Here is a 12181-nt window from a genome sequence, read left to right as displayed (position 1 = left end):
GCCGCGGAGCTCGGTCTCTCCGTGCGCACCGTCGAGGATCACAAGGCGCAGCTGATGCGCACGCTCGACGTCGAGTCGACGGCCGAACTCGTGCGCTCAGCCATCAGGCGCGGGCTGCTCGAGGCCTAAGTCTCCAGGGGACCGGCCGGGTGTCGTACCCGGCCCTCCCCTGATGCGGGGGCCCGGGCCAGCCGAGCCCCGAGCCCCGAGCCCCTAGTTCCTGACCGTCATCGTGCCGTTCATCAGCCGCCAGTGGCCAGGGAACGTGCACACGTACGGGTAGGCCCCCGTCTCTGTCGGCGCCCGGAACTGCACCGTGATCGTCTGGCCCGGATTGACGATGGGCGTCGAGAAGAGCACCAGGGGCGTTTGCGGGACGTAACTCTGCGCCAACGCATCGCCGGTCGTCAGCATCTGGTCTGCGGCGTTCCCCAACTGCGTCAGTGAGTCGGCCGCCCCCAGGATGAAGTTGTGCTGCATCACGTCGGGGTTGGTGAACACCAACTGCACGAGTTGCCCCGGCGCCACCGTGAAGTCGGCGCGGTCGAACTTCATCTGGCCTGGAATCACCGTGAGCGCCACCGTCACGTCGGGTCGCGGCAATGCCGTGGGCGCGGGCGTCGAACGGGCGGCGGCAGCCGTCGCCGCTGCGAGGTGCGCGGGGAGTTCACCGGCCTTGGCGTAGAGCGAGGCGGCGTTGGTCTGGCGTTCGACCCGGTGCTTCCACGGACCCGCCAGTGACTGCCTCGCGCTGCCGACCTCCAGGTAGAGCAGATCGGGCGTGCTCAGGAAGCCGCCATCGCCACGGTAGTTCTGGATGCGCACCGTGAGCGTGTTGCCTCCAGCCTGCACGGCGGCCGCAGGCACCACGAAGACCGGCAGCGCGTTGGGCGCCGCGGGATCGCGCGGCGGCGCGGGCACCGACTGGCCGTTCACCCAGATCTCGGCAGCCTGGCCGATGCGACCCAGGCTGAAGCGCACCGGCGCGCCTGCCGCGGCCTCGAACGTCCTGGTGAACCACACCACGCCGTCGAAGTCGGCGAGGCCCTTGCCCTCCCACCGGCCCGGCACGTCGATGTCCTTCCAGGCGGTCGTGAGGATGGCCGCCTCGGGCACGCGCCAGTCCGGCCGGTTGTTGCCCAGGCGCAGGGGCAGGGGCAGGGCCGTCTCGGGCACCGCGTTGGGGTCGGCCTTGTACAGCGGGATCACGCGGTCGCGGTGGCGGTACGCCGCGACGTAGAGCGCGCGCCCCAGCCAGCGGTCGGTGAAGTTCTGCGGCTCGAGGCTGGCGGCGTACAGGGCCGTCGCGATGGCGTCCGACGAGGGCGCATCGGCCAGGGCGAGGACGGCGGCGAGTCGCGTGTGCAGGTCGGGGTCCCGCAGGAGGCCTGCATCGAGGATGGCCTGCGCACCGCCGGGGCGCGTGGCCAGCACCATGGCGGCAGCCTTGCGGACGCCGGCCGCCGGATGCGCGAGCGCGGCCACCACGGCCCGCCAGGCCTCGCTGTCGACACCGGCCACGGCGCCGAGGCCGTCGAGGGTCCAGATCGCGTGCAGCGCGCCGCCGTTCAGGCCGATCGCGTCGACCGACCGATCGCGCGTGAGGGCGATCAGCGCCGGGACCACGTCGGCGCGGCCGCGCTCCACGAGCAGGCGCTGTGCGTGCAGGCGCCAGAGCATGTTGTCGGAGGCCAGCGCCGCCACCAGCGTGGCCGGCGCCGCTCCCGCCAGTCGTGGCGCGGCCGAGCGCGCCCCGGCCTTGTGGACAACTCGGTAGATGCGTCCGCGATGCCGATCGCGCATCGAGGTCTCGTACGCGTTACCCGGGCCGTTGCTGTAGCCGGGCGGCGTCGGATTGTGCTGGGCGATGAAGTTGTACCAGTCGGCCACCCACACCGCGCCATCCGGACCGACCTGCGCATGCACCGGGGCCACCCACTCCTCGGCGCCGGCCAGCAGGTTGTAGCCGTCGCGCGTCACGAACCCGGCGCCGTCCTTCTCGATCACGCCCTGGCCCACGAGGTGCGCCGTCGGTTCCGTGATGAAGGCGATGCGATTCCAGTACGCCTGCGGGAAGGCCCGCGCCGTGTACAACTGGTGCCCGGCCGCCGCCGTGTAGCCGCTGTGTACGTCCACCTGCCGGATGTACGGGGTGATGAAGTGGGCGTTGTAGAACCGGGCCGCGCTCTGGTAGCCGAGGCCGCTCGCCGGGCGCCCGCCCGTCCCGAGGCCCTCCACGCCGTCGAAGTAGCGGTTGGGAATCGCCACGTAGAAGCTCGGGTCGTTGTTGGCCGTCGACCCGAACACGTCGAAGGTCTCCGAGAAGCCGAGACCCCACGTGTTGTTGGTCGATCCGGTGACGAACTCGAACGCCGAGCCGTCGGGCTTGAAGCGGAACACGCCCTGCCCGAACTGCATCGGCTTGCCGTTCATCTCGCCCTTGAACCCGGCGTAGCCGACCGTGCCCCAGATGTAGTTGTCGGGCCCGTAGAGCAGGTTCGACGGCCCGGCGTGGCTGTCGCTGATGCCCCAGCCCGTGCTGAGGATGGTCTTCTTGTCGGCCTTGTCATCGCCGTTGGTGTCCTCGAGCAGCAGCATGTGCGGCGCGGCGGCGACGATTACGCCCCCCTTCACGAAGGCCAGGCTCGTGGCGAGGTTCAGGCGGTCGGCAAACACCGTGAACTTGTCGGCGCGTCCGTCGCCGTTGGTGTCTTCGAGGATCCGGATGCGGTCGGCACCCGGCTCGCCGTTGAGCACCAGGTTCGGGTAGTCGATGGCCTCGATCACCCACATCCGGCCGCGCGCGTCGAACTGGAACGTGATCGGCTTGATGATGTCGGGCTCACGCGCGAAGAGCTGCAGGTCGAACTCGGCCGGCACCGTGATGAACTTCATCGAGTCGGCGGGCGAGAACGGCATCTGGTACTTCGGCGCCGGGTCGCGCTTCTCGTAGTTGGGGACGTTGAAGCCGTCGAGGTACGTCACCTCCGGCATCTCCAGCGCCTTCCAGGCCGTGCGTGCCTGCTCGGACACGGCCCACGTCGTGGCCCGCTCCACCAGCAACTGGAACCCCGGGTTGCGCCACGTGCGCTCGTCGTGGCCGAACGCCGTGTAGAACACCCGGCCCTTGCCCTGCGTGCGCACCCACGTGTACGGCTCGCGGCCCTTGTCGTCGACGCGCTCCATCAGCACCGTGCGATCGACCGGGTTGTGCCGCGTGTGCACGTACGTCTCGTCCCAGGTGGTGAACGGCGCGAGCCCGTCCATGATCGGGTGGTCGGGCGCCACGATCTCGGCCGTGAACTCGCCGGTGCCGTGCGTGCTGAACTGCCCGCCGATCATCGGGATGAAGCGGGGCGCCTTGGTGAACATGAACGAGGCGCAGTGCAGCGCCACCACGCCCTTGCCGCCTTCCACGAACGACATCAGGGCCTGCTCCTGGGCCTCGGTGATGTCGGTGTGGTTGGCGTAGATCATCAGCGCGTCGTACTGCGCCAGCACCTCGGGCCGCAGGGCCTCGGCCGGCGTGGCGACGTGCGTCAGCTGGATGCCCTTGCGCGCCAGCGGCGCGGCGAGGATCGGCATCAGCGTCATCGACGGATGGTGTGTGCTCGTATGCCCGAGGAACAGCACGCGCAGCGGCCGTGCCTCGGCCTTCGGCGCGCGCGTCGCCCTCGGCGCGGTCGCACGCGGCGCGGTTGCCGGGCCGGCAGCGGGGGCGGGCGCCTGGCCGTGCGGGTGCGCCGCCGACAGCAGCAGGGCGATCGCACCGGCGACCAGCGCGATGACGCGAGAGGTGTACGGTCTCATCGCGCGGCCCTCCGCGGGCTGGTGCCCTTCGACTGCCGACTGCCGACCGCCGACGCCCGTCCCGTGGCCTTGGACTGCCGACTGCCGACTGCCGACTGCCGTCCCAACGTCAGGTTCCTGAAACGGCGCGCCTGCTCCTCGATGCCGACCTCGGTGGCGAAGCGCTCGATGCTCGACGCGCCGAAGAAGCCGTCGATGCCCTGGGTGCGCTCCAGCACGTAGGCGACGTCCTCGGGCTCGGCGATCGGCCCGCCGTGGCAGATCACGAACACGTCCTTGCGCACCTTCCGGGCCGCGTCGTGCATGGCCTGCACCCGCGCCGCCGACTCGTCGAGGGTGAGGGCCGTCTTCGCCCCGATGGACCCCTTCGTGGTGAGACCGAGATGGGCCACCAGCACGTCGGCGCCCGCCTTGGCCATGTCGCGTGCGGTGTCGGGGTCGAACACGTACGGGCACGTCAGCATGTCGAGCGCGCGCGCCTCCCTGATCATGTCGACCTCGAGGCCGTATCCCATGCCGGTCTCCTCGAGGTTGGCGCGGAACGTGCCGTCGATCAGGCCGACCGTGGGGAAGTTCTGCACGCCGTCGAAGCCCATGGCCTTCAGCTGCTTCAGGAAGGCCGGCATGATCCGGAACGGATCGGTGCCGCACACCCCTGCCAGCACCGCCACGTCCTTCACCACGGGCAGCACCTCGCGCGCCATGTCGGTGACGATGGCGTTGGCGTCGCCGTAGGGCAGCAGCCCGGCGAGGCTGCCGCGCCCGGCCATCCGGAAGCGGCCGGAGTTGTAGATGATGATCAGGTCGACGCCGCCGCGCTCGGCGAACTTGGCCGAGATGCCGGTGCCGGCGCCCGCGCCGATGATGGGTTCCCGCGCCGCCACGCGTGCCCGCAGGCGCCGCAGCATCGTCTTTCTGTCGAGAAATGGCATAGGGTGTGTGACCTTTGGCCGGGCTGGGACAGCCGGCCCTACCTTCTGGCCCTGGCGTGAATCTCCAGGAATTCCTTCACCAGTGCGTCGGCGAACGCCGCGTCGTTGATGTGCGCGTCCACCTCGACGACCCGCACGTGCGGTCCCACCTGCTGCCGCAGCGTGTCGAACAGGGCCGCGTCCGCGTCCGGATCGTGGAACGGCTGGCCTGGCGCATCGAGGGCGCTCACGCCCCGCAGCGGCAGCACCAGCGTGGTCGGACCCGTGGCGTCGTTCAGGTGCGCCGCGATGCGGGTCGCGATGGCCACGCACTCATCGGGCGTGGTCCGCATCAGGGTCACGGTGGCGTTGTGACGGTAGAGCCGTCGTTCGCGAAACGGCTCGGGCACCGTGTCGATGCCGCCGAAGTTCACCATGTCGAGCGCGCCCACCGACACCACCTGCGGCACGCCCCGTCGCCCGGCCGCCGACAGCCGCGTCGGCCCAGCGGTGAGTACGCCGCCCACCACCTCGTCGCACCACTCCGTCGTGGTCACGTCGAGCACGCCCGCGAAGTAGCCGTCGTCGATCAGGCCCTCCATCGCGCGCCCGCCCGAGCCGGTCGCATGGAACACGGTGACGTCGTACCCGGCCGCCTCCAGCGCTCCGCGGGCCGCCGTCACGCACGGCGTCGTCACCCCGAACATCGTCGCCGCCACCAACGGCCGGGTACCGGGTACCGGGTTCGGGGTTCCTGTTCCAGAGTCCTGACTGCCGACCGCAGACTGCCGACTGCCGTCGCCCCGGTACCCGGTACCCGGTACCCCGTACCCGTCTTGTTCGACCATCCCGCACACGGCGCCCGCCGCGTTGGTGAGGATGCGCCGCGACAGCGGATTCAGCCCGGCGATGTCGACCACCGAGTACATCAGCGTGATGTCCTTCACGTCGACGTAGGGCGCCGTGTTGCCCGACGCCATCGTGGAGACCATCACCTTCGGCACGCCGACCGGCAGCGTGCGCATCGCGGCGGTGATCATCGTGGTGCCGCCACCGCCGCCGAGGCCGAGCACGCCGTCGAACCGTCCGTCGGCGAACCACGCCGGCACGAGGGCACAGGCGCCGCGCTGCATCACGTCCACGGCCTGCCCGCGATCGCCGGCCGCGCGCAGGGCGGCGAGATCGCCCCCGCCTGCACGGGCCACGTCCCCGGCCGGCACGTCGGGCGCGGTGCCCGGCTCGCCGAGGATGCCGAGGTCGGCGACCAGCGTACGGTGGCCGCGCGCGTGGATCAGGTCGCGGACGAAAGCGTATTCGTCGCCCTTGGTGTCTAGCGACCCGAGCAACAGGATGGTGCGTGGCGTCACGACCGCAGCGTGCTCCAGGGCGCCTCACCCGACACGTCGACGAGCGCGGGCCCCTCGAAGATGGCGGGGGAGAGGATGGCCAGGAAGATCAGCGTGTCGTCGCCGGCGTTGTACGTGCCGTGCACGACGTCCTTCGGGATATGGGCGATGTCGCCCGGGCCGAGCTCCCGCCGCTCCGTGTCGACCCACTGCTCGGCCGTGCCCGAGATCACGTAGATGATTTCTTCCATCGCCGGGTGGCGGTGGAAGGCGTGTCCGGTGCCCGGAGGCATGCGGACCCGCACGAGCAGCAGGTCGCGCGCGTCGGTCAGGCCGGGGCGACACAGCCACTCGTGCGGTCCCCACGGCAGTTCCTCGATCTGCACGTCCTGCGCGGTCACGAAACGCAGGGCGGCCACGGCGCCCGACTCGGTCACGTCCACTCCTAGGTCCTCTCGCGAGACCCTCACGTGTATCACAGGGCCCGCATATACTGCACGGCACATTCAGAGCGGCAAGGACGGGTACCGGGTGCCGGGTACCGGGTTCGGCGTACGGGACGACACGTCGGGCTCGGGCACGCACTCCGGGCACCGGAACGCAACACGCCGTGCCGGGGGGCCGGGACGGACGACGACTGCGCAGGGGCGCGGGGAGACGAACGGGCATGACGGAACGAGCAGGGCAAGGCGTGAACAGGGCGCGGTTGTTCTCGGGGATCTGCCTGGCGCTGATTCCGACCGGGGCATCGTTCGCGCTCGTGAGCAACATCCTCGGGGCGCTGAAGCAGGACTTCCTGCTCACCAACTACCAGGTAGGGCTGATCGGCGGCGCGGCGTTGTGGGGCATGGCCATCTCGCTGCTGTTCTTCGGACCGATGCTCGAGGGCTTCGGCCTCAAGAACGGGGCGCGCGTCGGCTTCGCGTTCCACCTCACCGGGCTTACGTTGATGATTGCCGCGGTCACCCAGGTGGGGTCGCCGTCGGGCTTCTGGATGCTGATGCTCGGGGCCGCGACGCTCGCGGTCGGCAACGGGATGATCGAGGTGACGGGCAACCCGCTCGTGGCCGCGCTCTTTCCCGAGGCGAAGACCACGCACCTGAACTGGTTCCACGCCTTCTTCCCCATCGGCATCGTCGCCGGCGGGATCGTCGGCTTCCTGCTGGCCACCTATGGCGGGCGGTTCGGGTACTGGCCGTATCAGCTCGCGGTGATCTACCTGCCCATCCTCGTGTACGGCACGCTGGTGCTGCCGCAGCAGTTCCCGGTCACCGAGAACGCCGCAGCGGGCATCCCTGTGGGCGAGATGTTCCGCTACACGCTCACGAGTCCGCTCTTCCTGCTGCTGCTGGCGATGATGGCGATCACGACGTCCATCGAACTCGGCCCGATGCGCTGGGTGCCGATGGTGCTCGAGGCCGTCGGCATGCACGGGATCCTCGTGCTGGTCTGGATCAGCGGCTGGATGGTGGTGTTGCGCCTGCTCGCCAGCCACTTCGTCGAGCGTCTGGCCCCGACCGGCATGCTGCTGACGGCCGCCATCCTCACGGGGACCGGACTGTTCTGCCTCAGCTTCGTCACCGGCCTCTGGTCGGCGCTCGCCGTGGCCACGCTCTATGCCTGGGGCATCGCGTTCTTCTTCCCGACGATGGTCGGGCTCGTGAGCGAGCGGCTGCCGCGTACCGGCTCGCTCGGGATCGTGCTCACGGCCGGCATCGGGCTCGGCATGGCCGGCGCGGTGGGCGTTCCGTTGATCGGCAGCCTGGCCGACGGCTATCTCGCCGATGCGCTCGATCCGGCAGCCGCGCGTGCGGTGCTCACGCGGGCGGAAGCCAGTCTGCCGGCGCACATCGAAGCCGCGCGGAAGGAACCCGGCGGTGCGCGGGTGGCCGACGTCGAGGGCGCGTTGAACGCCACGCGCGCCGCGCTGGCCTCGCTGGCCAATGCCGACCACGTCCAGGGCGACGCGACCGCCACGGCCCTGCGGGCCCTGGTGGCCACGCAGGTGCCCGACCCGGTCGTGGCCGATGCGGCGGCCATCCTGACGCCCGCCGAGGCGAAAGGCGGCCAGGCATCGTTCCGCTACGTCGCACCGGCGGCGCTGATTCTGATTGCCGTGTTCGGCACGATGTACCTGAACGATCGCCGACGCGGCGGCTACCGCGCCGAGCGCATCTGAGGCCCCCGATGAATCCAGAGCCTGCGCAACAGATGTTCCAGTTGATCTCCGGCGGGCTGGTGGCCCAGTCCATCAGCGTCGCCGCCGAGCTCGGCATCGCCGATCTGCTCGCGCACGGCCCGAAGGCGACGGCGCACCTCGCGACGTCGACGGGCGTCGACGCCGGGAAGCTGTATCGGCTGTTGCGCTTTCTGGCCAGCGTCGGCGTGTTCGCCGAGGACGCGCATGGCGCGTGGAGCCTGACGCCGCTGGCCGACCTCCTGCGCTCCGAGGCGCCGCAGTCGATGCGGGCGGGCGCCCGCATGCTCGGGCGGATGGCCGCGGCGTGGCCGAGGCTCGGGGAGACGGTCCGGACCGGGCAGTGTGCGTACACGTTGGCGTTCGGGCGGCCGATCTTCGAGGACCTCGCCCACAAGCCCGAGGACGCCGCGATCTTCGACAGCGCCATGACCTCGTTCCACGGCGGGGAGACCGACGCGGTGTTGAACGCCTACAGCTACGACGGCATCGCGGTGCTGGCCGACATCGGGTGTGGCATCGGCGCGATGATGGCGGCCACGCTCGGCCGCTATCCCGACATGCGCGGCGTGCTCTTCGATCAGGCCCACGTGCTCGAACGAACCGCGGCCCACCTGCAGGTGTCGGGCGTGGCCGACCGCTGCTCCCTGGTCGCCGGCAGCTTCTTCGAGGAAGTCCCGCCAGGCGCCGACGCCTACACGATGCGCCACATCCTCCACGATTGGCACGACGATCAGTGCATCGCCATCCTGGGGGCCATCCGGAGAGCGATCCCGGAACACGCGCGCCTCCTGATCATCGAGACCGTGGTGCCCACCGGCAACGACCCATCGCCGTCCAAGCTCTTCGACATGTTCATGATGGCCTTGCCCGACGGCCTCGAGCGGACCGAGGCCCAGTTCCACACCATCCTCAACGCGTCGGGCTTCAGGTTGACCGGCATCACCGCGTCAGCCTCGCCGGTCTCGGTGATCGAGGCGCGGCCGGTCTGAACCACGGGCGGGTGAGGCCATCCTGGGCCTCACCCGCGCCGCTCATGTGGCGGCACAGCCCACTCGTCGTCGCCCGACGACCGTTCATGGCGTCCGACACGGCGCCAGTGCCGAACCCCTCGGTAGAATCAGCCGATGTCGCCCTTCTCGGTGGCGCCGGCGCTGAACCTCGCGGGGCACCTCGTGGGCGCGGCCCTGTACGCCATGCTCGCCGCGCTCGTGGTCGCGCCACCCGCCGGCGCGGCCCGCCCCTCGCAGGGGCCGTGGTGGAGGCAGGGCGCCCGCCTGCCGCTGCTCACGGGACTTCTCGGGCTGGTGTGGAACGTCGGCGCCCTGGCTTCCGACCTGTACGGGCTCGCCGGCCTGCCGGTGCCGGGCTGGGTGGCCGCCGCGGCCTTCTCGGCGCTGGGCTTCCTCCCTGCGGCCACGGTGTACGCGGTGGTCCGGGCCGACAGTCGTCCCCCGCACGCCTTCGGGATGGCCACGGCGGGCGCGGCCGTGGCGCTTGCGGCCCTGGCTGCCGCCCGGCATGCGCGCGCCGCGCTGGCCGGCGGGGCGGTGCCCGATCCGCAGGGCATGCTCTGGCTCACGGTCGGCACCTCGTCGTTGCTCATCGTGCTGCTCGCGTGGACCCGCGCCCGCGCCGGCACGCGGTCGCCGTGGGTGCTCGCGCTGGCCATCTTCGCCGTGTCCGGGTTCCACCTCACCGACCACAGCGGTCGCGAGTCGTGGTGGATCGCGCTGGTGGGACATCACGCGTCCTTGCCGCTGGCACTGGCCATCCTGCACCAGGAGTACCGGTTCGCCTTTGCTGACGTGTTTCTGAAGCGGGCCCTGGCGGTGCTCTCGCTGGCCGGCGCGTTGCTGCTGGCCTGGCTGGCCGCCGTCTCCCAGTGGCCCGATCGGGCCTGGGGGCTGCAGGACCCGACGACGTTCCTGGCGTGGCTGGCGCTCGGCCTGGTGGCCGCCGTCGCGTATGCCCCGCTGCGGCGCGTCGCGGCGCGCCTGGTGGACAGGCACGTGCTCGGCCGGCAGGATCCCGCGCGTCAGCGCGAGACGCTGGCCGGGCGCCTGGCGGCCACCGAGGTCGAGGCCGAGGCGGTGGACGCGCTCGCGGGGGCGGTGCGCACCGCCCTCGACGCGCGCGTCGTCGGGGTCACGGCCACGCAGGGGCCGGCCGCGCCACCCGAAAGCACCCCGCTGGTGTGGCTGCCGCCGTTTCCCGCCGGGGTCGAGGTGCCCCCTGCCACGGCCGTCCTGCTCCAACTGCCCACCCTGCACGCGCCCCGGCTGCGCGTCACCGCCGGGGAACTGCAGCACGGACGACGCGTGTGGTCCGACGACCTCGACCTGCTGGAGGAGCTGGCCGGGATGGCCGCCCGACGCGTCGATGCCATTCGTCACGAGACGCAACGCGTGCAACAGGCCGTGCGGGATCAGGAGGTCGGGCGACATGTGGTCGAGGCGGAACTGCGCGCACTCCGGGCGCAGCTGCATCCGCACTTCCTGTTCAACGCCCTCAACACCGTGCGCTACCTGATCGGCGCTGCGCCCGAGCGCGCCGACGCCGTCCTCATGCAGTTGACCGGCGTGCTGCGTGCGGTGCTCCATCGGTCCGCCGACGAATTCACCACGCTGGGCGATGAACTCGAACTCGTCCGGAGCTACCTGGCCATCGAGCAGGCCCGCTTCGAGACCCGGCTCCGCGCCACCATCGACGTGCCCGACGACGTGATGGCCCTGCAGGTGCCGGCGCTCGTGCTGCAGCCCCTCGTCGAGAACGCGGTGCGTCACGGCATCGGCCCCGTGCGGCGCGGCGGTGAGGTCAGGGTCGAGGGGGCCTTCGATCAGGAGCGGGGTGTGCTCACGCTCGTGGTCGCCGACTCGGGCGCCGGCGCGACGCCCGAGGCCTTTGCTCGCGACGGAGGCGTGGGCCTGGCCAGCGTCCAGCGACGCCTGGCCCTCCACTACGGCGCCGGCGCAGTGCTGGGCATCGACTCGACGCCGGGCCTCGGCACCGTGATCACCCTGACCTTCCCGAGTCACGCCGGACACGGCGCCTCTGCCGGCCGACACGCGACTGCCTCTTCCGCGGCGACCGTGCCGCACATGGACCTGCCCGCATGACGGCGCCCGCCCGCTCCCCGCTTCGTGTGCTGATTGCCGACGACGAAGCGCCCGCGCGAGGCGTGCTGCGGCGCCTGCTCGAGGCGACGCCGGATGTCCGGGTGGTGGCAGAGGCCTGCGACGGCGTCGAGGCCGTGGCGATGATCGAGCGCGAGGCGCCCGACCTGGCGCTGCTCGACCTGCAGATGCCCGAGCTCGACGGGCTCGGCGTGGTCCGCCTGGTACGGCGCGACCGCCTGCCGCTCGTCGCCTTCGTGACGGCCTACGACGAGTACGCCGTGAAGGCGTTCGAGGCGCGGGCGATCGACTACCTGCTCAAGCCGGTCGATGCCACCCGCCTCGGCGATACCCTGCAGCGCGCGCGTGACCTGCTCGAGCACGAGGCCGCCCGCGAGATCCGCCGCGATCAGGCTCGCCGCGTGGCCGATGCGTTCGATGACCAGGCGACGCTGCTGCAGCGCATCCCGGTGCGACGGCGCGACGACTTCGTCCTGCTCCCGACCGCCCAGGTGGCCTCCATCGTCGCCGACGGCGAGTTGATGCACCTGACCACGGTCAAGGGCGAGACGTTCGTCATCACTCACCGGTTGAAGGACCTCGAGGCCCGCCTCGATCCGGCGCAGTTCGTGCGCGTGGAGCGCGGCGCCGTCGTCAACGTCGACGCCATCGCGCGGGTCAGTCCGCTGCCGGGCGGGGTGTACCTTCTCGTGCTGAAGAACGGCCAGGAACTCCGATCGAGCCGCTTGCAGTCGCGCGTGCTGCGCGACCGCCTGCTGCGCCTGTGATCGGCGTCGCGTC

The 12181-nt window shown here is 71.1% G+C and carries 9 protein-coding genes; 5 read left to right on the top strand and 4 right to left on the bottom strand.

The window, feature by feature from the left end; genetic code table 11:
* Nucleotides 1–129: LuxR C-terminal-related transcriptional regulator (locus tag ACIRDX_RS09900; protein WP_396625255.1), on the top strand; the 129-nt coding region annotated here is incomplete at its 5' end.
* Nucleotides 130–213: 84 nt separating this feature from the next.
* Here the strand turns inward: ACIRDX_RS09900 and ACIRDX_RS09895 are convergent.
* The 4 genes from ACIRDX_RS09895 to ACIRDX_RS09880 are packed head-to-tail and all read right to left on the bottom strand — an operon-like array spanning nt 214 to nt 6504.
* A complete protein-coding gene (locus ACIRDX_RS09895; RefSeq protein WP_396625254.1) occupies nt 214–3810 on the bottom strand; it encodes a PVC-type heme-binding CxxCH protein in 3597 nt (1198 codons plus the stop codon).
* Nucleotides 3807–4742: a phosphoenolpyruvate hydrolase family protein gene (locus tag ACIRDX_RS09890; protein ID WP_396625253.1), complete on the bottom strand. Its 936-nt coding sequence runs from the start codon at nt 4740–4742 to the stop codon at nt 3807–3809. Before ACIRDX_RS09890 ends, ACIRDX_RS09895 begins: the two co-directional genes overlap by 4 nt.
* Before the next feature lie 38 nt (nt 4743–4780).
* On the bottom strand, nt 4781–6088 hold the full coding sequence (locus ACIRDX_RS09885; RefSeq protein WP_396625252.1) for a Tm-1-like ATP-binding domain-containing protein: 1308 nt from the start codon (nt 6086–6088) through the stop codon (nt 4781–4783).
* The gene (locus tag ACIRDX_RS09880) at nt 6085–6504 is read right to left on the bottom strand and encodes a cupin domain-containing protein (protein WP_396625251.1); all 420 of its coding nucleotides are present in this window, start codon (nt 6502–6504) and stop codon (nt 6085–6087) included. Before ACIRDX_RS09880 ends, ACIRDX_RS09885 begins: the two co-directional genes overlap by 4 nt.
* 230 nt (nt 6505–6734) lie before the next feature.
* Between ACIRDX_RS09880 and ACIRDX_RS09875 the strand changes: the two genes are divergently transcribed.
* The 4 genes from ACIRDX_RS09875 (at nt 6735) to ACIRDX_RS09860 (ending at nt 12168) form a co-directional block, all read left to right on the top strand.
* Nucleotides 6735–8246 carry an MFS transporter gene (locus ACIRDX_RS09875; RefSeq protein WP_396625250.1) on the top strand — a complete coding sequence of 504 codons (1512 nt, stop codon included), beginning with the start codon at nt 6735–6737 and terminating at the stop codon, nt 8244–8246.
* A gap of 8 nt (nt 8247–8254) precedes the next feature.
* Nucleotides 8255–9256, top strand: a complete 1002-nt coding sequence (locus ACIRDX_RS09870) for a methyltransferase (RefSeq protein ID WP_396625249.1) — start codon at nt 8255–8257, stop codon at nt 9254–9256.
* A gap of 135 nt (nt 9257–9391) precedes the next feature.
* Nucleotides 9392–11383, top strand: coding sequence for a sensor histidine kinase (locus ACIRDX_RS09865; RefSeq protein ID WP_396625248.1), 1992 nt, complete (start codon nt 9392–9394; stop codon nt 11381–11383).
* Nucleotides 11380–12168 carry a LytR/AlgR family response regulator transcription factor gene (locus ACIRDX_RS09860; RefSeq protein WP_396625247.1) on the top strand — a complete coding sequence of 263 codons (789 nt, stop codon included), beginning with the start codon at nt 11380–11382 and terminating at the stop codon, nt 12166–12168. Before ACIRDX_RS09865 ends, ACIRDX_RS09860 begins: the two co-directional genes overlap by 4 nt.
* The last annotated feature ends 13 nt before the right edge of the window (nt 12169–12181 follow it).

The organism is Luteitalea sp. (assembly GCF_044337415.1).
Classification (GTDB): domain Bacteria; phylum Acidobacteriota; class Vicinamibacteria; order Vicinamibacterales; family Vicinamibacteraceae; genus Luteitalea.
Note: the sequence above shows the minus strand (reverse complement) of the source record. Positions and strands in the feature narration are given on the sequence as shown.